Below are 22,315 nucleotides of genomic sequence, written 5' to 3'. Positions count from 1 at the left end.
CAGCATAGAGATTGAAATGCTCTACGCTGACATTTTTGAAGATTTGGGAGAGTCCGGTGGTGGCTTGGTTGAGGGTGGTTATAGCAAGAGTGCTGTCATCTGCAAGAGTTTTTATATTGAGGAGGGATCCTGTGTGATTTAGGGTGTTCATTGTGTTGGTTCCGCTTTGGGCTGCAAGCTCGACTTTGAGCCTTCCTTCAATATTTGCCGTCCCTATGTGGGAGTTGTTGAAGTAACCTTTACCCCAGATGCCAAAAGCATTTATAGTGGCATTCTTAGTTGCAATACCAAAGCTGTCTAAAGTAACCCCTTTTAGTATTAGGGTTCTGTTCCAACCGCCATCTGTGATGAGGCTTACCGAGTCCCCCTTGCAAGTATCGCCATTTTTGGGATCAATTTGAAAATCGCTACCAGTCCATTGGGGATTGCAGTTGGCGTATGTGTCATCACCAGGATACAGACCCCAACCAGCGTGGAGATTTGTCAAAGTTAAGCTAGAGGATAGTGCGACAAAGCACGCTAGGCTTAAGCCTAGGCGAGTAGGCTTTCTGTCGTTGTGAGTAGTGTTTGCTTGAGTAGGCTTGGAGCTAGAATCTACAAGATTCCCCCCCCCCCCGTTTATTTAAGGGGCTATTTGTGTTAAGCGTTTTCATAAAAACTCCTTAAAGCAAGAAATCAAAGCCACATTGTAGCCAAAATCAAAAAAAAAAAAAACGGCTTTTTATAATTAGACTAAATATTTACACATTGTTTGCGGAAGTGGATTCTAGGATTTATGTGTTTTAGTTGTTGTGTTTATGGATTGCCACGCCGATTTCATCGGCTCGCAATGACAGAGAAAAGCTAGAATCCACTTTTTGTGTTTATTGGGATTTGTGTTTTTATGTGTGTGTTTTTGTGGATTGCCACGACTTCCTTGCGGAAGTCTCGCAATGACGGAGAGAGAGATTCAGTGGCTTGCGATGACAGGGGGGAGTGAAGAATTGAAGGGTAGGGTAGTGGGGCTTAAAGTTGATTATGCTAGGATTGCGGCTTTTACTTCTTGGATTATTTGTAAGGATTGTGTATGTATGCGGATTCTGCGCTTAGTCTTGTTGTGCCCTTATCAGTCATCGCGCTTGTGTTTATCACCAAACGCGTGGTGTTAAGTCTATTTTGCGGGGTGGTGATCGCTGGAGTAATGATGGCGCAAGGCTGGCAAGATGTGGCGCCCTATGTATGGAAGCATATCTCAAGCGTATTTTATGGGATAGATTCTAGCGGGGAAATTGTGCTTGCGACAAATGGCTTATATGTGTTTGGGTTCTTGCTTATTCTTGGGATTTTAAGCCAGCTTATTGCGCATTCTGGTGGGGTAGGGGCGTTTGTCGCGTGGGCAAGACAGCGGGTAAAAAGCCCTAGAGGATCGGAGTTTGTGGCGTTTATCGCTGGGGTTGTGATATTTATCGATGACTATTTCAATGCTCTAAGCGTGGGGCAGATCTCACGCTCGCTTAATGACGCCAATGGCTCCACAAGAGAGCGGCTAGCCTATATCATCGACTCCACTTCTGCGCCGATTTGTATTCTCATGCCAATCTCAAGCTGGGGTGCATATATCATCGGTATCCTAGAATCCAAACATCTTGCACTAGATTCTGGGGCGTTTCTCACGCTGGTGGCAAGCGTGTGGCACAACTACTATGCGTGGTTTGCGCTACTCATGGTGTTTCTAAGTATTTATTGGCAGGTGTATTTTAAAGGCATGCGCACACATGTCAATGTCAAACGCACTATCCACGATCATGCGCATTCAAGTTCAAGTATCTGGCTACTTATTGCACCTATCGCATTGCTTATCATTAGTGTGGCAGCGATGTTATTTTACAGCGGTTATGCACAGAGCGGGAGTTTCTCGCTGATGATCATGCTGCAAAATACCCAGACTGGATTCTCGCTTTTCTGGGGTGGGCTTTTTGCTTTGTGCGTTAGTGTGGTGCTGTGTCTTAGGCATTTGGAGACGGATTCTATCGTGCCTATTATCCGCTATGGAGTTGGCTCGATGATGCCTGCGATTTTGATTCTTATCTTTGCATGGGCGATTGGTCCTATCATCAACGAAGATATGCAGACAGGGCGCTACCTAGCAGCTTTTGCCCAGCACTATCTTGCACAAAATACGACCATGATTCTGCCTGTGCTGCTATTTGTTATTTCAGGCTTCATCGCCTTTGCGACTGGGACGAGCTGGGGGACATTTGCTATCATGCTACCAATAGGCTCCTCTATCGCACTTAGCTGCGGAGCAGACTATATACTTAGTATTTCAGCAGTGCTTGCAGGCGCAGTGTATGGCGATCATGCTTCACCAATCTCTGATACAACGATTCTCTCTGCTACGGGTGCAGGCTGTGATACACAGAGTCATTTTATCACGCAACTACCCTATGTGAGCTTCGCAGCAGCTTGGGCGCTAGGAAGCTTTTGTATCGCCAGCATAAGTGGATATGTCGCACTAGGCTGGATAGCTGGAATCTGTGGCATGGTAGGGAGTGTGTATGTGATGGCTACTCGCTCTGCAGGAGATCGCAATATATCTAGTAGGGAGAAATACTAATGAAGCAAATCCGTGTGCATTTTGTTGATTTCAGTAATATGGACAACATTATAGAAAAAATCTGCTCGATTCTATCTAGGCATTTTGCAGTGATTATAGATGGGGAAAACCCTGAATATGTTTTTTACTCTGCTTTTGGTAGCGAATATCTCAAATACGATTGCGTGCGAATTTTCTATACCGGTGAAAATATTGTGCCAGATTTTAATCTCTGTGATTATGCGATTGGTTTTGATCACATTAAGTTTCTTGATAGATATTTGCGCTATCCACTCTACCTATTCTACGAAACCGATGTGCAAAAAGCAGCGAGAAAACACCAGAATCTAAGCTTGGAAGTCGTGCGAAACAAAAAGAGGTTTTGTAATTTTGTGGTAACTAATGGAAAGGGAGACCCATATAGGGAAAAGGTATTTCACGCTTTATGTGCATACAAAAGGGTGGATTCCGCTGGAAAGTTTCTTAATAATGTAGGTGTGCGAGTCAAAGATAAATTTGCCTTCCAGCGCGAATGCAGATTCTCGCTCTGCTTTGAAAACTCTTCTACGCCGGGCTACTTGACAGAAAAGCTTATCCAAGCAGCAGCAGCGCAAACTATCCCGATCTACTGGGGTGATACATTGGCTACTAAGCCATTATTTGATGGGGGGGGGGGCATAAATGCAAGGGCATTTATCAATGCGCATGAGTTTGCCAATATTGCGAGTCTTGTGCGCCACATAGAATCTATCGAAAATGATGAGAATGCGCAGCTTGCGATACTACAAGAGCCTTTGTTTTTAGATTCTAATCATATTGAGCTTTTTGAAAAGCAGCTTGAAGATTTTCTCGTATATATTTTTAGCCAGCCTTATGAGAGAAGCTTTAGGCGTGGGAAAATTATGTGGCAAGCACACCTAGAACAGATCATAAAAAGAGGTGTGCAACCCACAATGCTCGAAGTTTGGTTGAGACGACCACTTCGTAATTTTGAGCGAGCTATACGAATTAGGGTCAAAAAGATTATAGAAAAAGTAAAGAAGCCAAAAGATTTTATGTAAGAAATGCGCCACAATACTAAGGCAGGAATAGGATAGATATAAAATATATAAAATAAAAATTGAAAATTATAGTTTTCATAACTAAATAATAATTCTGGGATATGAGATAATCGTAAATTCACTTGTGGGCGGTTTGGATAGCTAAAATAGCTGCGGAGGTGGAGTTGATGATATAGGCTAGGGGCGCTTGGCAGTTAAACAAAGTCTCAAAAATCACCAAATGATAAGTGGCAGATTGGTAGAGTAAAGCCTAAAAGTAGTAGGGACTTATAAAAGGGGTTATAAAAAATGAGAAAAGAACCTCTTAAAATTTAAGAGCCTGATTCCAAAGTAGTCCTAGATTTCTATCATAGGGCGCTACTGCAACGCCCCATATATCAAACTATCGATTGGAATCTCGCTAGCGGTCTTTGATATTAAGCGTAGCGATGAGCTTTGTGTAGGACTCGTATTTGGTGCGTTTAAGGTATTTGAGTAGGTGCTTTCTCCTGCTTACAAGCTTTAGTAGCCCTAGTCTGCTGGAGTGATCTTTGGGGTTTGCTTTGAGATGTGCTGTAAGGGTGGAGATTCTCTCGCTAAGGAGCGCGATTTGCACCTCTGGGGAGCCTGTATCTTTTGCATCGCGGGCAAAGCCTGTGATGATCTCTTGTTTTTTCGCCGTATCTAAAGCCATAATGACCTCCTGATTGGTAAATTTGAGCGGGCATTATAGAGGCTTGAAACTAAAATTAAGGTTAATATCCTGGATTTTAAAGTTTTGCGTGATCTTGGAGTAAGGCAAATTCCAGGGCAACGGCAACGCACAGCACAAATCAGCAAACAAACACTCCTTGCCAAGCCCAAGCAAAGCTACTTTTTACCAAAATCTCGCTAGAATCCAGCTCCAACCATAAAAAAGCACACACAATATAAAGAACCCAAAAATCTAAATATCAAAAGCTAGAATCTAACGCAATCACATATATCAAGGCAGCTCATGGCACAAAAGCCCCAAAGCATATTTGCAAAGCTCGGCAGCTTCGTTCAAACGCTCATGCAGAGCAAAGATCTCACTGTTGTTGCATTCCTGCTTTGCATTCTTGTCATTATTATCGTGCCTCTACCACCAATGCTGCTGGACTTCTTGCTTACGATTTCCATCATGCTCTCAATCCTTATTATTTTCATCGCGCTGTATATCACTAAGCCCACGGATTTTTCCGCCTTCCCTACCCTACTGCTGATTGTTACGCTCTTTCGCCTAGCTTTGAATGTCGCTACTACGCGTATGATTCTCACAGAGGGTTATAAAGGTCCAAGTGCTGTGAGCGATATTATCACCGCCTTTGGAGAATTCACCATTAGCGGGAATTATGTTATTGGTGTAATTATTTTCACGATTCTCGTGCTTGTCAATCTGCTTGTCGTTACCAACGGATCCACGCGCGTTACGGAAGTGCGCGCTCGCTTCGCACTTGATGCAATGCCCGGGAAGCAAATGGCAATTGATGCGGATTTTAATAGCGGGCTAATCGATGAGAAAGAAGCCAAGCTCCGCCGCGCCGCTTTGTCGCAAGAAGCAGATTTCTATGGCTCCATGGACGGAGCGAGTAAGTTTGTCAAGGGCGATGCGATTGCTTCTATCATCATTACTATCATCAACATTATTGGCGGTTTTCTCATCGGTATGTTTCAGCGCGATATGGACGCAGCACAGGCGGCTTCGACCTTTACGATTCTCACAATAGGCGATGGGCTTGTCGGGCAGATCCCAGCTCTTATCATCGCCACTGCCACTGGTATTGTCGCCACTCGCACCGCCGCGCAAGAAAACACCAAAGAATCTTTCGCGCAAAATCTTGTCTCTCAGCTCACCTCCCAGTCTAAAACCCTTATCATCGTCGGCTTGATTCTCCTGCTTTTTGCTTCAATCCCTGGTCTCCCTACCCTATCGCTGCTTTTTGTTGGGGGGCTTTTACTCTTTATCGCATGGATTCTCTCTAAAGAAGATAAAAGAAGCATGCTTTCAATCCTCCTAGACTGGGTGAATAAGAAATTTAATACTAACTTCTCGCTACAAGAAGCCGACTCCACTCCAGAGCCAGACCTCTCCCCTGCTCCCAAGGCTGAAAAAACGCAAGAAGAAATCCGCAAAGAAGAGGAGCAAAATCTCAAAGACGCGCTTAAAGTAGATTTCCTCGAGCTCGAGCTTGGATTTGAGCTTATTGGTCTAGCAGATCAAAAGCAAGGTGGATTGCTGATTGAGCGTGTGCGATCTATGCGAAAGAAAATCGCACATGACTATGGATTCCTAATGCCCCAAATTAGAATCCGCGATAATCTCATGCTCCCCTCGCCCAACTACGAAGTCAAGCTAAAGGGCGTAGTCATTGGCGAGGGCATGGTCATGCCCACCAAGTTCCTAGCCCTTGATACAGGTGTGGTGGGCAAAAAGATTGAAGGTGTAGAGGTCAAAGAGCCGGCATTTGGTATGAATGCAGTGTGGATTGATGCCAAAGATAAAGAAGATGCTATCATCTCTGGCTACACGGTGTTTGATCCCTCCTCTGTCATCTCGACACACATTAGTGAGCTTGTTACGCGCAATGCCCATGAGTTTATCACGCGCGATGAAGTCAAGGGAATACTTGATCGCCTAAGCGATGACTACCCTGCCCTAATCGAAGAGGCGCGTAAAATCTCCTCTGTCATTCGCATGGTGCTTCAAGCTCTGCTTCAGGAGCGCGTGCCTATCCGCGATATGCTCACAATCCTGGAGACAACCATTGATAAGCAGGCTCAAGGTCTAGAGCTAGACATTATTATCGAACAGGTGCGCGCGCGCCTTGCGAGAGTGATTACACATAGTTTCGCGGATTCTGATGGGGTGCTCAAAATGATAGGATTCCCACCACTTGATGAGGAATATCTCAAAGCTCGCGTGAAAAATGACCCAGATTATGGTCAAGTGCTTGCACTTACCACTGCGGAGTCGGAGAAGTTTGTCGCTGCACTCACAAAAGCCATAGAAGAGATGAAAGACAAAAACATCTATGGAGTCATCGCCACAGATCCCAAGCTCCGTCGCGTGCTGGTGCGCGAGGTGCGCGATATCAAAGCCAGAATCCCCGTCATCAGCTATGCCGAGATTGATCCGCAAGCCAAGTTTGAATATGTTGGTGCGATCACACCAAATTTTTAGATTTTTAGATTCTATAAAGGACACACATGCAAGTCTATCATCTCTCTCATATCGATTTAGATGGCTATGGAGCGCAGTTTATCACGCGCCAGATGTTTAACGAAATCGAGTTCTATAATGCCAATTATGGCAAAGAAGTTATGGCGCGACTTCATATGATTTTCTCTAGGCTTGATCAACGATTGGCATTTGAAGAGCGCTTCCGCCAAAAATCCCCTACAAGCTTCTTGCTACTCATCACTGATTTAAATCTCACGCTAAGTGAGGCAAAATATGTCTATGAGCGCGTGAATGCGTATAAGCTTAATCAAAAAGATGTCAGTCTCCTGCTCCTAGATCATCATATCAGCGGCGAGGAGTGTGCAAAAATGTTTGAGTGGTATCACTTAGATAGCACCAAATGCGCGACTAAAATCACCTATGAGACGATGAAAGCTCTCTACCCTACCCTACTAGAAGCAGCAGAATCTACTGAATCTAGAGAATCTAAGACACTAGATTCTGGCACACCATATAGCCAGAGAGCTCCGCTTGCCGATATGGTCGAGATGATAAATTCCGTAGATATCTGGCAGGAAAATGGCTATGGTTTTGAGTTTGGCAAGGTGGCTTTGGGGCTTATTGCCGGGAGCAATGAGCTAAACCGCTTTATGTTTGATAAGCCTCATCGCGAGTATAAATTCGCTCTCCTAGAGCATGCGCGCACCTACCTTGGCAAACCAAAGGACGCCGTGGCATTTGACAATGCAATTTTCCTGCTTAAAAAGCGCTCTCTAGGCGGTGATCCAGAAAATGAAACTATGGATTTTATCACCAGCAGAGCTCAAGCACATCTTCTAGCAGAGCTAAAAGAGCAGTGCACAATAACCTACCACGATAAGCGTGGATTCCTAAGCTACTCTATGGGTGGGATTAGCGTGCTGGCAAATCTTTTTCTACGCGAGAATCCAGAGTTTGACTTCTATATGGATATCAATGCGCGGGGCAATATCTCGCTACGCGCCAATGGGAATTGCGATGTATGCGCACTAAGCAAGGAGCTTTTCAATGGTGGTGGGCATAAGAATGCAGCTGGCGGGAAGCTGGAGGGATTTAGAGAGAGTTTTTTCTACGAGGATATTAAAGCCCAAGTAGAATCTACAATCAAATCCAAAACACAAGAGCAACATCAAGCTTAGATTCCAGAATCTCGCAAATCCCAACAAAATATAAAGGAGTCATGATGAGTAGCAGCAAACCAAGCCTAAAGCCCGCACTTCAACAAGCGCAAAGCCAAAAACACAAGCCCTACAACAACCAGCTCTCACACCCCAAAAACCAGAATCCAACATCTAGCCACAAGCACGCCAAATCAGGCAAGCTAGACGATTTTGAGCATATTGATGAAGAGGAATTTGACGATGATATGGAGCTTTTTGATCTGCTATGTGTCGCGCTGCATTTTGCTGGGGTGAAAAAGTCCTGCCAGCAGCAGATTCTACAAGCCTATGCAAAAGAGCTTGATTGCTTTGATGATGATATGCCCTATGGACAGGAGCAGATGATTGCTATCATCAAAAGCCTACGGAAGAAATTCCCAGAGTCTTTTACCTAGGTGGCAATATAGATTCTAGCCCAACCCATAAACGCCTGCAATACTCAAAAAGGAGACCCCATGCTTGTCAAAGAAATCCAGCAAGCCAAGAAAATCGCACTTTTTATTGATTGCGAAAATATCAGCTACAAGCTATGTGCCGAGATTATGAAGCGACTTGATGAGATTGGCGAAGTGTGTATCAAAAAGGCTTATGGCGACTGGCGGAAAGATATGCTCGAGCCTTGGGCAGAGGTGCTACTGCAGTATTCTATCGAACCCATACAAATCCTCTCCAAAGCCCAGGTCAAAGACCCAACCCACAAAGCCAAAAACGCCAGCGATATCCGCTTGACAATTGATGTCATGCACACGCTCTACCAGCAGACTATGGATTGTCTCGCGCTAGCCACAAGCGATAGTGATTTTGCTTCGCTCGCACAGGAGATTCGCCGCTGGGCGATTCCAGCCATTGGCTTTGGCTCACATCAGGCTAGAGAGGAGCTAAAGCAAGCATTTAACACCTACGAAGAGCTAGATTCTCGCCCAAGCAGTGAGCAAAAACTCACAAGCAACAAAGCCCTTCTCAAACTCTTGCACCGCGCAATTGAAAGCACACAAGATACACAAGGCTTCGCGCTAGTTTCGACGATTGGTAATTGGATTAAGCAAAATCACTACAAAAGCGCCTCTTCCTATGACAAAGAGAGCTGGGGTGATGTGTTTAAGCAAATCTGCCAAGAAAATAAAGAAGAGTTTGAAATCCACTATGATGGGACACGCAATAGTATTATGAAAGTGCGTCTCAAGCGCCAATAGAGCGCGCAAAGCTTTTATAAGCATAGAGTTTATGCTACAATCCGCATATTTTTAATACCAAAGGAGCATACATGAAACCAATGAAAATTCTTGTTATCCAAGGACCAAATCTCAATCTCTTAGGTCATCGAGACCCCAGAATCTATGGTCCGCTTACACTCGATCAAATCCATGACAACATGCGCGCATTCGCTAGCCAAAACAACACCACGCTTGAATTTTTCCAGAGCAATTTCGAGGGCGAGATGATTGATAAGCTTCAGGAGTGTGTAGGCGGCGAGTTTGATGGTGTGCTCATAAACCCTGCCGCCTATGCACACACTTCTATCGCGCTTGCTGATGCGATCATGGCATGCGGAGTGCCTGTGGTGGAGGTGCATATTAGCAATATCTTTGCCCGCGAAGATTATAGACACAAAAGCTATACAGGCGCTGTATGCGCAGGAGTTATTACAGGCTTTGGTGCGTATGGCTATCATGTGGGACTAATCTCACTGGGACAAATCATCTCCGAAGTGCGCGCATTCAAAGAGCAAAACCAAGCCCAGCAGCAATAATCACACATAAAGATCAATCATGGAATCTACTCTGCGCACCCTACTAGCAAGCCAGCCCGCACTCTTGCCAAGCACTTTTTCTGCCAGGCTTGCAAGAGCGAGCTTTTTTACCAGCGATGAGAGTGCGCAGTATTTTGAATGTGGATATAGCTGTGATCATGCGATTTTGCTTAAACTTGATGCTGGCGGGGTGGATTCTGGTGCAAACTCTAGCCCAGAATCTAGTAAAATCTTCATCACAGATTCTCGCTACACGACTGAAGCACGCGAGAATCTCCGCCCTGGTATCACACTTATACAGAGTAATAATCTCCTAGAATCCATGATTGAGCTTCTACGCAAAGAGCGAGTGAAAGAGCTGCTCTATGACTCTGGTAAGCTTTGTGTGGGGGATTTTGAGCGACTGCGCAAAGAGGTGCCAGAATGCACCCTGCATGGTATGCCAAACTTCCACCAACATATCCGCCTTATCAAAACCAATGAGCAAGTCGCCCTCATCGCCAAATCCCAATCTTTAAACAAAAAAGCCTATAAAGCCTTTGCTAAAACCATAGAATCTAGATTCTACTCGCGCAAGTCTGGCGCACTTAGAGAGTTTAAGCTACACGCGCTGCTACGGCAGGCACTCGAGCGTAATGGCAAATATGATCTAAGCTTTAATCCAATTGTTGGGATAAACGCTAATGCTGCCAAGCCTCATGCTCTCCCCTGTGATGATGAATTGCATGAGGGGGATTTACTCCTAGTAGATGCAGGGGTTAAATACAAACGCTACTGCTCGGATTGCACGCGCACAGCAGTGGTGTCGCAAGGACACATAGATTTTGGTAAGTCCCAGCATTTTTCCAAGCCCAAGCTCCAAAAAATCTACGATATCGTTCGCAAAGCCCAAGAGCATGCGATTACTCATCTACGCGCCGGAATGAGTGGGAAGCAGATTGATGCGCTCGCGCGTGATGTGATAGAGAAAGCGGGCTATGGCGGGTATTTCTCGCACAGCACGGGGCATGGCATAGGGCTTGATATCCATGAATTACCCGTGATTTCTAGGCGCAGTGAGATGACTATTGAAAATGGCATGGTGTTTTCTATCGAGCCAGGGATTTATCTACCAGGCAAATATGGCGTGCGAATCGAGGATCTCGTCGTCGTGCGTAACGGGCGCGCAGAAGTGCTGGGCTAGAGTATCAAATCAAGCAGAGCAGATAACCTAGAGCATCAAACCTCAAAATACAAGAAGCGCAAAGCTGCAGATTTTTGAAAAAGTGGCATAAGCCTGCCAGACTCACACAGAATCTAGCAGGGGGCAGAATCTAGTTGCCTTTGACAACTGTGGTATAAGTGCTGTAAATCCCAAGAATACTAAACACCTTAGAATCTACGCTCTTGATTGAGCTGATATGTCCAGCCTCTGCAGCTGCATCTACGGAGCAATCACCCATCGCTACAAGCCCTAGGATACTCGTGCAAGTCGCCTCGCCCACTTTAGAAGCACCGCTTGCAGAAGTCGCTGTGGTAGGAAGCTTTGCGTCTGTGTAGAGCGCGCCCACTGGAGCCGTGCTTGCACAGCCAGAGAATAGCGCTACTGCCACGCCTAAGCTCAAAGTTGTCAAGAAAAGCTTTTTCATAAAAACCCTTTACGATAAATTTTCTGCCCAAATCAAGCAAGATATAGCGTTTTACAGCACTTCCATGCTGTCCTATACAGCGCTGATAATCCCCAAAAATTGGGCAGAATCTTAGTATATCAAAAAAAAAAAAAAAACAAAAACAATTTTAAAAACAACGCAAATTACAAGCCATATAGATTCTAGCTAGACCTATCGTGCAAAACTCCTAGCCTCTAGTAGCGTAGAGTCTGCTTGAGTAAGGATTCTAAATCCACTTTATGTCCTAAAAGCTCTTGATAGGTGATGTAGTTTGCAATAACTTTCATACCATAGAATCTAGGCTCTTCATTGGCAATTAGCTCCATAGAGAGCCAGGGCTCATATTTGCGATTTTTTACAAATAGCTTGCCTTTTTGCAGAGTCCTGCGCCAGAATCCCGGACCGCCATTATACGCATACGCGACAAAAAGCGGGTGCTTAAACTCCGCATTTAGCTCATCTAAAAACAGATTCCCAAACCTATATGCCATCTCGGGCTTAAACATATCCTCAAGTCCCACATCGCTAAGTCCAAGCTTTTTGGCGAATGGCTGCACATTAAAAGGCATAATCTGCATCATACCAAGCGCATAGGAGCGCGAAACTAGAGCTGGGATAAAGTGGCTTTCTTGCTTAGCAATCGCAAGTGCCATAGCCTTTTGGTCATCATCGCGCCACTGCACCAAATCCACATAGGGCATGATGTAGTAATTTGTGGAATATTTTGTTATGCGGTTGCTAAAGTGCGCTAGGTGAGGGATTGTCGCTGGGGTATAGAATTTAGTCGTGGCTTCTTCATAGAGTTTAGGGTCTTTAATCGCGCCAATTCCATCGCGCGCGATCTGCCAAGCAAATGGATCGCTAATATCAAGCGGAGGTTTTTTCACCACTAGACCATCAAACCCAGAGACGATTTTGTAGTTTGGTGTGGTTTTTAGCTGTTGATTGGCATAGATTGAAAATACATCTACAAATGTGCTTAGCTGCAAATCATGTAAAAACGCCCTGCTCCCACTCACAAGGTATTGCCAAAATATCGCACGATCTTTATAGAATGGATCAATCGCTGTATTTCTGGATCGCTCGAAATACTCCAGAGCCCTACTTTTCGCACCGCCTAGCATGATTTCATTGATACCTAGCAGAAAAAATGTCGCACTATCAGAGCGCGTAATATTGGCATGTGCGAGTGCTTTTTTAAAACTAGCAAAGGAATTATCAAGAATAATGCTTTGTAGCACGCGATTAAACGCATGTTTATTCTCATTAGCGAGCTTTTGTAATGACTTTGAATTGATATGCTGGGCAAAAATCGCAAGCTTTTGCTTATAAGGAAGCGCATTAAAGATTTCAGCAAATATCTGCGCATCACTGGCAAACATTGCCTGGGCAATGTTTGGTGCGCGGAGAATACGGATTTTTTTCAATAAATTTGGCGCTTGAGCAGGGAGAGTGCTAGCAGGAGTGGTGGTGCTAGAATCCTTGGAGAGCACACCGCCTGAAGTGCTAGCAGAGTCAGCCATACTATTTTGACTAAGTTTTTTTTCAATAATCGCAAGTGTAGCTGCGTCCATATTTGGCACTTCTGCGAGCTTTAGCCCAAAGACGATACACTCGCTATCTTGCTTAATGAGTTCTGCGAGCGTGAGTTTGGCGCATTTTAGATTCTTGGGGATTTCCTCGTGGTAGCCCTTGGCGTGTAGGGCGGATTTTAGCTTGGGAGATTCTATAAATGCAAGCTTGAATGCCTTGATAGAATCCTTCAAGCTCGTGTCTTTATCGCTGATAAATTCCCAGATATAAAAATCACGCACAATACCCTTGGGTTTGGACTCTAGCTCTTTTAGAGTGAGCAACGGCTTGGCTTGTAGAGTTGCACACGATACACACGCAAGCAATATCCATTTCGCGCTTCTTTTTAGACTTGTCTTCACACTATTTCCTTGACGCTTTTTATACTTTCGCACACTACATCATGTTAGCCAGCTTGCTTAGTAGCCCTATAAGAAGCTGATCGAGAATCTGTAGCGCAATAATCACTGCTATCGGGGAGAGATCCACACCATTTATCACAAGAAACCCAAGCTTCCTGCGTGCAAAATCCAGCACCGGGTAGCTTAAGCGATAAATTACTTGGACGATAGGGTTGCTAGGATCTGGGCGCACCCAGCTAAGAAACACCGCAATAATCAATACCCACATATACACCCACAACAGCATGTGGATCACATTGGCAAACGACATAATCACAATACCCATATTTTTTCCTTACTTAAAAAACCTTTTCCAGAATCTAGCGCACTTTAATATACACAAACCCTAATCCACAATCTCTACAACCATTTGCAAATATGGGCGCAGTAGTGGATAGAGCATGGCAAGATCTGGTCCATGACTTGCCCCTGTGAGCAAAATCCTAAGTGCCTTGAAAAATCCTTTCCCCTTAAGCCCGCTGCTCTCCTGCACTTGAACCTTAAACTCCTCATACTTCAGTGGTGCATTTGGTGCAATCTGCTTAAGTGCGCGCACTAGTATCTCGCATTCTTTCGAGAAATCCTGCCCCTCATAGAGTGTTTTTATATCCTTTTTGGCAAAGATTCTCTCCACTTTTTCGCGTAGCTCATTAAGCGTGCTTGCCTCCTCGAGATAGATTCTAGCCAGCGCGCCTACACTTTCATCTTCGCGCTCAAGTAGCAGAGCGAGATCTCTATCGCCTAGACGCTCCAAATGCGCGTGATTGACAAAGCGCAAGCGCGCTAGATCAAAGCGCACTGGGGATTTAGCAAGCGACTCTAGCTTGAACCATTCAAGTGCGTCTTGAAGTGTGAAAATCTCGCAAGGTGTGTGATTTCCCATACCGATAAGATAGTTACAAATTGCACTTGGTAAAAACCCCTGCTCCAGTAGCCACGCTACGCTTGAAGCGCTATCGCGCTTGCTCATCTTTTTGCCACTTTCTCCTAGGATTATAGGTAGATGCGCATACTCAATCTCGCGCTCATAGCCTAGTGCCCTATGCACCATAATCTGCTTGGGCGTGTTGCTCGTATGATCCTCACCGCGCACAATCGCGCTAATATCATAGAGCATATCATCGCACGCGCAGGCGAAATTATAAGTAGGCACGCCATCTTCTCGCATAATCACAAAGCTATCAAGCTCATTTGGTGCAAATCTTAGCTCCCCTTTGATACTATCGGTGTAAGAGATAGATTCTAGGCTTTTTCGTAGGCGCACCACAGGAGGCTTGCCGCTGGACTTCTCACATTCCGCCCAACTCTCATCATAGCGAAATGCGCGCTTTTGCTCGATTGCCTGGGCTTTTTTAGATTCTAGGAACTCTTTGGAGCAGTAGCAGTAAAATGCCTTGCCCTCATCGATGAGCTTCTGGGCAAGCTGGCGGTGGTAGGGGAAATTGGCACTTTGATAGACCAAATCGTCCCACAATAGCCCAAATAGTGTGAGAATCTGCAAAATCTCTTTGTCTTTACCCTCGATATTACGCGTGAAATCCGTATCCTCTATGCGGATAAGAAAGCGTTCGCCACGCTGCTTAGCAAGGATATAGTTGAAAATAGCGGCACGCAGATTGCCAATGTGCATATCACCGGTAGGAGAAGGTGCAAAACGAAGCATGGAGAACCTTTATTGGGGATTTATGCCTAAAATATGATGTTCTAAACCGGCGCATTGTAGCATAAATCCACGCACACTTAAAACCCCAATATAGTCTGTATTCTTGAGATTTACCTCCACTAGCTTGCTAGATTCTACTCTCTAAAAATACTACCATTTGCAAGTGCTTGAAGCGTTTTGATACCAACAAACACCACCGCACAAAATGCTCCAAAAAGCGCAAAAAAGCCCAGCCACATATAACCACATTCAAAGCTTGCCAGGCTAAAGGCGCAAAGCGGAAAGGTAAAAGCCCACCAAGAAGGAGCAAAGCCAAGCTTCAAAAATATCTTACTTAGTGCCAAAAGCAAAAGTGCGAAAAAGAGCGCGATATAATAAACCATAAGCACCAAAGGGGTGGATAATGCACTAGAGCCAAAAAGCAGTGTAAAATCCAGCACAAACACGCTTGGAGGCGCGATAAAAATAAAAAGTGTGGGGATAAATTTAGACTCTAAACTCTGTTCAAAAATCAGGCGTCCCATCACCAGCACACACAAAACCAGCCAAAAAAAGCAGCCAATACTAAAAAAGAACAGCAGCATATCAGTAGGTGGGGCGAGCAGGAATAAATCTCGCACCGAATCTATGCTTGAAGTCAAAGCGCCCTGCTCACGCATGAAGTCATAAGATTCTAGCAGTTTTATCCCACTTACAGGCACAATGAGATTGCCAACGATTGGAATGAACCATGCCGGAGAGAGCAAGCTCATTTTCATGGGGTTCTTAAACCAAAAGCGCATTACATATAGCGAAAACCCTAGCTGCAAGACAGCAGCAAGGTAAAAAATCACAAGCATGGTAATATAAAACCAAAAGGGTGCAGAACTTACCACCGCAGAATCCATGGATTCTGGTGTAGAATCCACATGTAGCAAAAGCAACATATCCCCAAAATACGCCACAAGCAGCAGCGCCCCAATAGGAATGGTGGAGAGAAAGTTGATTTTGACTTGATGTGTAGCATCGCCCTTAAATTCGTCAAAATGCCTTATCGCTTTCCCTATGTAGCACACCAGCAGGCAGCCAAATATTACTAGCCCCAACACCACGGAGCCAAAGCTAAGATAATAAAAAATATCATGCCAAAGATTCTGGGTGGAATCTAGCGCCTGTGCAGCTTGTATAGCATGAGCGCTAGATTGTGCACTAAAGCCTGAAATCATGGCTGCCTTTTTAAGCGCTAAGCCTAGCCCCACAAAGCCCATAACAGAGGCAAAAAGCGCCAAAGGTAGTGCAGCGAGTTTGGAGGGCTGCTTGTGTGGCGTGCTGGTATTCTCTAATATATGCGTGGAATCTAGATTCATTGCTTACCTCCAAAAGTCTTATAGAGTCTTATCAGTAGATTCTGCCTCGAAATCCCACAAACCATGGCGATGTGTAGCATACTCTCTCTCCACCTTGCCACTAAACATTGAGGGCAAAAGCTTGCGATTGGGCTTGAAGATAAACGCACCCAAATGCGCAATAATACCGAGGATAAGCAGTATTAGCCCAAGATTATGTAGCTGCGCACTCCAAAAATACACCCCATCGCTCAAATTAAACCCTGCTAAGTTTTTAAAAGTTTTCACCACTCCAGTAATCACCAGCAGCAAAATTACCCCACCAATACCAACATACGCGAGCTTTTGCTCGGGGAGATATTTGCCACTTGGTGGCTCCTCTCCGTCAAATATCATTGCTTTCATAATTTGCAAGCTTTTTTTCACATCGCCTTTTTGCGGTAGGATATCAAACTCACGCCTAGCGACATGAAAGCTCAAATGTAAAAACACAAAAAATAGCAAGGCTGCAGCGCCCAAATAATGCACAATAAGGCTGATATGATAGTCTCCGCTCCAGCCCATTAGGGGCAGCTCATTAAGCATGTAGCGTTTGGAAATTGGCATTTGCAAGATTCCGCTAAAAATAAGCACAAAACAGCTCAATGCAATGCCCCAGTGTGTAATTCTATTTTGCAGACTTTGGCGCAGGATTTTTGCCTCTTGCTTATGCACTCGCACCTTGCAGGAGTCTTGAGGGGTTATATTTGCAGCTTTCATTATCCTCTCCTTTGTGTGCTAGATTCTGTGGATTCTGCAGAATCTAGCTTAGATTTTGGTGTAGGCTTGGGCGTTTTGGATTTTGCCACTGCAATCGCACCTGCTATTACACCCACAAGCGGCGCAGCAAGCGCAGTTTTAATAAGCGCAGAATCACCACTTACAAAGTTTTTTATCTCTACATTCATGTGAGGGCGTCCCATTTTTGGATTTTTAGCATATTGAGCACTAGATTCTACGCCGTATTTTTGTGCAATCGCCTCATCGATTTTTTCAAAACTCACTGATGAGATATAAAAAGTGCTCGTGCCGCCATTTTGCGTATCTCCATAAACAAACTTGCCATTCTTACGCTCTCTCTCAAGCTGTGCTAGAATCTTGCTTTTATCATCAAAAATTATTGCTTCTTTGGGGCATTGCGCTTCGCAGGCGGGCTTTTGCCCTATTACAAGAGAGTCCGCACACATATCGCATTTAAACATCGATCCGCCTCCAGCGAGCTTTGGCGCGATTTTGAGATAAATCCCCACTCCTGCTTGACGCTGCGGAATCCCCCACGGGCAAACATCTCGGCACTTCGCTCCGCCAAAGCAAAAATGCTCATCAATATCCACTGCATTATTTTTATCCTTGCTAATCACGCCAAAAGGGCAGATTTTTTGACAGGTGGGGTCATCACAATGCATGCAGCGCCGAGGGATAAACACACTTTTAGAATCCACCTCTACACGCTCAATATAAGTCCAGTTATAAGGAGTTAGGCGTGAAATATCCTCTCTATTTTTGGAATAGTCTTCATATTTTGTGCGCGGAAAATAAGGCGGGATATTCTCAATGGGCTCTGGGAAGCGCGATGTGTTTTTAGCCCTGCACGCACTCACACAAGCTGGGGTCTGCAAATGCGCACACCCATCGCATTTATCAATATCAATAATAGATGCTTTGCCTTCTATCTTTGCTCCTTTAAGCATGCTATCTTGCTTGGTATTTGGGCTAGAATCTAGGCTGTTTGGATTGGCGGTAGATTCTGGATTCTGTGCGTTTGCCGAAGCAATAAATGCCGGAGCAATCGCGAGTGTTTGGAGAAACTGGCGCCTTTTCATCATTGGTCCTTTTAGAGAAAAATATTGGGGTGTTGCGATATAATGGCGGCATTCTAAAAAAAAGGCACAAACATTGTGTGTAACAAAATCACAAAACCAGCGAACATAGATTCTGCAGATCCTACAAAATCTGCGCTTATTGACTCTATCAACACTCTTATTGGCGGCAATGAGCAAAGCGCGCATGCTTTAGCGCAGTTTGGGCGAAACAAGCAGTATAAAAAAGGGTGCAGAATCTACCCTGATAACGAAGAATTGCTGGGGTTTTTATATGTAGTGAGTGGGAAGATCCGCTTTCTTAGTGTGGCGAGCAATGGACGCGAGATTAGTATTTTTAGCATTGGCGAGGCGGAGGGCTGTATCATCTCCACAAGCTGTATTTTAGAGAGTTTTGAAGGCGATGTAGTGCTTGAGTTTATGGCAGATTCTTGTGTATTTGTGATGCCAAACGAGGCTTTCAACACACTTTCAAGGCAAAATGAAAATATCGCGCATTTTAGCCTCTCTCTCATATCCAAGCGGCTTAAACAGGCATTTGAGACCATCAATGATGTCGCCTTTAACTCTTTGCGTGCGCGGGTGCTGAAATTTCTTGAAAATAATGCCAAAAATGGCAGAATCCAAACCAGCCAAGAAGCAATCGCCCAAAATATTGGTAGTGCTCGCGAAGCTGTGGCACGGGTGATAAAAAAGCTACGAGAATCTGGTGTAATAGAAACCAAACGTGGAGAGATTGTGCTGCGTGAAAATTATCATGTAGCCTACACGATGTAAAGATCTTGTGGTAACAAAAGGCAAATATAGCAATTATCACAGGATTTAATTATCAAGGGATTAAAGTTTCTTACGAGGCTTTACCCCGCTGCAATATGTGCAGTGGGGTAAGAGATGGTTAGATATCGTAGTGTATCCAGAGGAATGCGTGGCTTCGATCAGCGACATTTTTAGGAGTGCCTACTGCAGCACCACTTTCGCCCACTTTATAGCCAGCTTTTGTCGTATCACTGAAGTATTCGATTTTGCCACCGACTGAAAGGTGTTGATCGATTTGGTATTTACAATTAAGCGCGATCGCGTGCTCTTGGCTACGCTCTGCATCTGTCCAGCGACCAGTGAGCTGCCACCAAAGCTTGTTGGCAAAGTGAGTTCCCCCGACAAAGAGATAAGGTGTGATAGCATCTTTACCAATCATATCGCTCACGCTTCGACCAATGTCATAGGAGCTAGCTGTCCAGAAATCCAGCATCCAAGGGTTCCCGGTAGTCCCGATTCTGGCGTTTGCGTGCCCAAAGTTTTTATACACACCTAGCCCGAAGTTGTAGTTGTTGTAGTCAAACTGCTGCTGGATAAGCAAGCTTTGGGTGTATTTATCAACCACAGAGCCCCAGCGGTATTTCCCTACCCAAGTATCATCACCATAGATTGGAAGCAAAATATTTGCAAAGGTGCGTGAGCGCCAGCCTGTGCCATCAAAGCCTTTGTTTGTATCATACTCTACGCGGAATGCCGGAGCAGTGTAAGTGCCAGGCGAGAAGTAGATATAAGGCGTGATGTCAAGCCCACCAAGGCTGTAAATCGCTTTAAACGCGTGGATCCCGTAGTTGGCAAACTGCCCACCTGGAGTCATATAACCCTGTGGAGAGTAGAAGTCAATCAACCATTGACCAAAGGCAAATGCTCTCCCATAGGAGCTAAACCACCAGAGTTTAAGCGATTGGGAGTCGCTGAATTTGAATTTCGTAGTAAATTCAAAACCTTGTGTATAGCCGCTCATATACTCCGCGCCAGAGAGATAGCGACCGCCCTTAAACTGGAAGAAAAACTTCCCATCGTTAAAATCCCCAGTATAGTCGAGATAAGCATTATTGATGACATAAAGATGTCGGTTTGAGCCATCTTTTGATCCTAGGTTTTGGTTATACCCTGCCCAGTTTCCTACATATTCGTTATTTACACTATCTGGTCCTAGTGGATAGCCCTTGCTTGTGGAGTCTAGAATCATTGACCCGCCAGTGAAGTTGAAACCATAATTTAGCTTTTGATTCTCAAGTGTCTTAGGGAGAAGATTCCCGTCAAACCCGATACTCCCCACGACATTAAGAAAGCTATCTGTGGGATAGATTCCTTTATCTTTGTCGATTGGCTGGTTATTAAACCCACCTTTCCCAAACATCTCAAGCCAGCCGTTGTATTTAATATCAAATGCCTGCGCACTGCTGATAACCCCAGCTGCGACTACGCTTACAACCAATGCTCTACGCACAGATTCTAAAACTTTTACACTCATGATAACCCCTTGATTTTTGAAATTTAAGGCAGGGCGAATATTGTATCTTTATTACCTTAAATTTACTTTTAGAATTATTTTTTAGATTCTCTATGTATTGAAGTGCGTGTGGCGCAGGGTTTGTGTAGATTCTGCGCGCACTAGAATCTAGCACCCAGATCTAATGTGCCAAAAGTAGCCAGAGCTTTAGAATTGATAGCGATAGCCGATAGAGACTTTAAACATTCCCCCAAGCGGGGCATTAGGGCTTTGACCTATAAGCGTAGAAGTTAGTTTCCCTACACCCCCGCCTAACTCGAAAAACGCGCCATGCCCACTGCGCGAGATAAACTCATGCCCAAGCCCCGCACTTACCTCCCAATAGTATGGCGCCTGAGCAAAACTGCTTGTCGCCGCGTTTAGCCAGCTAAACCCGCCACCTACATACAAATAGGGACGAAAATACGAGAATCCAATATACGAAGCAATTGACGCACCCCCGAAAATCCCTATAAGCAGCTTTTCTTGCACACCTGTGAGATTGCTATCGAACTTCTCATCTCCTAGGAGCTTGGCAGCTTTAGATTCTATGGCAATAACATTGCGCAGCTGTAAGATATCACCCTGATACAGCCCAGCCCCAAACTCCACGCCTCCGCCCATCATCGACCCAGGCGCAGCATACACACCTACCGAGAATCTACTTTTGCTCGAAAACTCCCCCGCATTTGCAAGCACCATGCACAGCGCAAGTGTAATAGCAATTCGTGCTCTATGATTTCCACTCATCACCCTACTCCTTTGTCCAATGATCTGTGGGCGATTATACATGCAAATCACTTGCACAATACTTGCAAATCACCTGACTTGCGCCAAACTAGATTCTAGGCAGAAACTGCGATGAGCCTAATCCAATGCGCATGCAATCCAAATAGATATTCTGTGCTACAATTCACCCAAACATCACAGCATCAAAGCACAATCAATCATCACTAAATATATTCACAAGCACACTGGAGCTGGCATGGAGTTTCTCGCCTATCTAACCGATGGCAATGTCATTGTATTTTTACTGCTGCTACTACGATTTAGCGCAATTTTGACATTTTTCCCGTTTTTTGACTCGCAGCTTGTGCCCATCTCTGTGCGCGGTGCTATGGCGTTTTTTCTCACTATTGCCTTTCTCCCGCTTGCTCACTCTAGCGCAAGCATTACCAATCTCCCTGATTTGCTTCTAGCAGCGTTTATGGAGATAGCACTCGGGTTTATGGCTTCACTCGCGCTCCAGATTGTCTTCAACGCTCTTAGTATCGCGGGCGATAGTATCAGCTTCTCCATGGGAATGACTATGGCAAGCGCGTATGACCCAGCCAGCGGCAATACCAAATCCATAATTGTGCAAGTCATTATGATAAGCGCACTTACACTCGCACTGCTCCTAAACTTTCATCATCTCATTTTTCGGTTTGTGGCTTTTACGCTTGAGATTCTCCCGCTTGGAGAAGTGGCATTCTCGCCAAATCTCATAAACTATCTTGTGCGCGCATTTGGGAGCATGTTCGCACTAGGTTTTGCTATGGCATTCCCTGTGCTTGGTGTGATTTTGCTAACTGACATTGTCTTTGGCATGATTATGAAAACGCACTCGCAATTTAATCTTTTCTCCTTTGGATTCCCACTTAAAATCGGCGTGGCACTAAGCGTCATTATTCTCATCGTGCCAGGCATTCTTTATCACTTCAAAACCGATTTATACGAAGCATTCAAGGCGCTAAATATTATATTCCGCTTGGAGTAAGTTGGATTCTGGC

Annotated in this window: 21 protein-coding genes; 10 read left to right on the top strand and 11 right to left on the bottom strand. The window is 44.8% G+C overall.

Features of this window, described 5'->3' with window-relative positions; translation table 11 throughout:
* The coding region (locus tag Q0171_RS08580; protein ID WP_299329036.1) for a hypothetical protein at positions 1–487 on the bottom strand (487 nt) is incomplete at its 3' end.
* Between the two features lie 579 nt (positions 488–1,066).
* Here Q0171_RS08580 and Q0171_RS08575 point away from each other — a divergent pair.
* Both Q0171_RS08575 and Q0171_RS08570 read left to right on the top strand, forming a co-directional pair.
* Positions 1,067–2,596 carry a Na+/H+ antiporter NhaC family protein gene (locus Q0171_RS08575; protein ID WP_299329033.1) on the top strand — a complete coding sequence of 510 codons (1,530 nt, stop codon included), beginning with the start codon at positions 1,067–1,069 and terminating at the stop codon, positions 2,594–2,596.
* Positions 2,596–3,636, top strand: coding sequence for a glycosyltransferase family 10 (locus Q0171_RS08570; protein WP_299329031.1), 1,041 nt, complete (start codon positions 2,596–2,598; stop codon positions 3,634–3,636). Before Q0171_RS08575 ends, Q0171_RS08570 begins: the two co-directional genes overlap by 1 nt.
* A gap of 400 nt (positions 3,637–4,036) precedes the next feature.
* On the opposite strand, the gene rpsO is transcribed toward Q0171_RS08570, so the two are convergent.
* Positions 4,037–4,309, bottom strand: a complete 273-nt coding sequence (gene rpsO, locus Q0171_RS08565; RefSeq protein WP_299329028.1) for a 30S ribosomal protein S15 — start codon at positions 4,307–4,309, stop codon at positions 4,037–4,039.
* Between the two features lie 303 nt (positions 4,310–4,612).
* Between rpsO and flhA the strand changes: the two genes are divergently transcribed.
* From flhA to Q0171_RS08535, 6 genes are all read left to right on the top strand, one after another.
* On the top strand, positions 4,613–6,817 hold the full coding sequence (flhA, locus tag Q0171_RS08560) for a flagellar biosynthesis protein FlhA (RefSeq protein ID WP_299329026.1): 2,205 nt from the start codon (positions 4,613–4,615) through the stop codon (positions 6,815–6,817).
* A 26-nt stretch (positions 6,818–6,843) separates the two neighbouring features.
* The gene (locus tag Q0171_RS08555; RefSeq protein WP_299329024.1) at positions 6,844–7,995 is read left to right on the top strand and encodes a 3',5'-cyclic-nucleotide phosphodiesterase; all 1,152 of its coding nucleotides are present in this window, start codon (positions 6,844–6,846) and stop codon (positions 7,993–7,995) included.
* Positions 7,996–8,039: 44 nt separating this feature from the next.
* The gene (locus tag Q0171_RS08550) at positions 8,040–8,411 is read left to right on the top strand and encodes a hypothetical protein (RefSeq protein WP_299329023.1); all 372 of its coding nucleotides are present in this window, start codon (positions 8,040–8,042) and stop codon (positions 8,409–8,411) included.
* 60 nt (positions 8,412–8,471) lie between these two features.
* Positions 8,472–9,209: an NYN domain-containing protein gene (locus Q0171_RS08545; protein ID WP_299329020.1), complete on the top strand. Its 738-nt coding sequence runs from the start codon at positions 8,472–8,474 to the stop codon at positions 9,207–9,209.
* An 80-nt stretch (positions 9,210–9,289) separates the two neighbouring features.
* The gene (gene aroQ / locus Q0171_RS08540; RefSeq protein ID WP_299329041.1) at positions 9,290–9,766 is read left to right on the top strand and encodes a type II 3-dehydroquinate dehydratase; all 477 of its coding nucleotides are present in this window, start codon (positions 9,290–9,292) and stop codon (positions 9,764–9,766) included.
* 19 nt (positions 9,767–9,785) lie between these two features.
* The gene (locus tag Q0171_RS08535; protein WP_299329017.1) at positions 9,786–10,949 is read left to right on the top strand and encodes an aminopeptidase P family protein; all 1,164 of its coding nucleotides are present in this window, start codon (positions 9,786–9,788) and stop codon (positions 10,947–10,949) included.
* A 130-nt stretch (positions 10,950–11,079) separates the two neighbouring features.
* Here the strand turns inward: Q0171_RS08535 and Q0171_RS08530 are convergent, their stop codons facing one another.
* The 7 genes from Q0171_RS08530 to Q0171_RS08500 form a co-directional block, all read right to left on the bottom strand.
* Positions 11,080–11,394: a TRL-like family protein gene (locus tag Q0171_RS08530; protein ID WP_299329015.1), complete on the bottom strand. Its 315-nt coding sequence runs from the start codon at positions 11,392–11,394 to the stop codon at positions 11,080–11,082.
* 215 nt (positions 11,395–11,609) lie between these two features.
* The gene (locus Q0171_RS08525) at positions 11,610–13,349 is read right to left on the bottom strand and encodes a lytic transglycosylase domain-containing protein (protein WP_299329012.1); all 1,740 of its coding nucleotides are present in this window, start codon (positions 13,347–13,349) and stop codon (positions 11,610–11,612) included.
* A gap of 34 nt (positions 13,350–13,383) precedes the next feature.
* Positions 13,384–13,674, bottom strand: coding sequence for a YggT family protein (locus Q0171_RS08520; protein ID WP_299329009.1), 291 nt, complete (start codon positions 13,672–13,674; stop codon positions 13,384–13,386).
* Between the two features lie 60 nt (positions 13,675–13,734).
* Positions 13,735–15,051 carry a glutamate--tRNA ligase gene (gltX, locus tag Q0171_RS08515; protein WP_299329006.1) on the bottom strand — a complete coding sequence of 439 codons (1,317 nt, stop codon included), beginning with the start codon at positions 15,049–15,051 and terminating at the stop codon, positions 13,735–13,737.
* A gap of 134 nt (positions 15,052–15,185) precedes the next feature.
* A complete protein-coding gene (locus Q0171_RS08510) occupies positions 15,186–16,397 on the bottom strand; it encodes a C4-dicarboxylate ABC transporter (RefSeq protein WP_299329003.1) in 1,212 nt (403 codons plus the stop codon).
* Positions 16,398–16,415: 18 nt separating this feature from the next.
* Positions 16,416–17,135 carry a cytochrome b/b6 domain-containing protein gene (locus Q0171_RS08505; protein ID WP_299329001.1) on the bottom strand — a complete coding sequence of 240 codons (720 nt, stop codon included), beginning with the start codon at positions 17,133–17,135 and terminating at the stop codon, positions 16,416–16,418.
* On the bottom strand, positions 17,135–18,238 hold the full coding sequence (locus tag Q0171_RS08500) for a 4Fe-4S dicluster domain-containing protein (protein WP_299328998.1): 1,104 nt from the start codon (positions 18,236–18,238) through the stop codon (positions 17,135–17,137). Before Q0171_RS08500 ends, Q0171_RS08505 begins: the two co-directional genes overlap by 1 nt.
* A gap of 75 nt (positions 18,239–18,313) precedes the next feature.
* On the opposite strand from Q0171_RS08500, the gene Q0171_RS08495 reads away from it, so the two are divergent.
* Positions 18,314–19,012, top strand: a complete 699-nt coding sequence (locus Q0171_RS08495; protein WP_299328995.1) for a Crp/Fnr family transcriptional regulator — start codon at positions 18,314–18,316, stop codon at positions 19,010–19,012.
* 118 nt (positions 19,013–19,130) lie between these two features.
* On the opposite strand, the gene Q0171_RS08490 is transcribed toward Q0171_RS08495, so the two are convergent.
* Both Q0171_RS08490 and Q0171_RS08485 read right to left on the bottom strand, forming a co-directional pair.
* A complete protein-coding gene (locus Q0171_RS08490) occupies positions 19,131–20,525 on the bottom strand; it encodes an outer membrane family protein (RefSeq protein ID WP_299328992.1) in 1,395 nt (464 codons plus the stop codon).
* Positions 20,526–20,711: 186 nt separating this feature from the next.
* Positions 20,712–21,293, bottom strand: a complete 582-nt coding sequence (locus tag Q0171_RS08485) for a hypothetical protein (protein WP_299328989.1) — start codon at positions 21,291–21,293, stop codon at positions 20,712–20,714.
* Between the two features lie 235 nt (positions 21,294–21,528).
* Here Q0171_RS08485 and fliR point away from each other — a divergent pair, with 235 nt between their 5' ends.
* Positions 21,529–22,302 (top strand): flagellar biosynthetic protein FliR, encoded by a 774-nt coding sequence (gene fliR, locus Q0171_RS08480; RefSeq protein ID WP_299328986.1) that lies wholly within the window; start codon positions 21,529–21,531, stop codon positions 22,300–22,302.
* Positions 22,303–22,315: the final 13 nt, after the last annotated feature.

Origin of the sequence: uncultured Helicobacter sp. (assembly GCF_937906905.1) — a bacterium.
Classification (GTDB): Bacteria; Campylobacterota; Campylobacteria; order Campylobacterales; family Helicobacteraceae; genus Helicobacter_B.
This window is presented reverse-complemented; position numbering and strand designations above follow the sequence as displayed.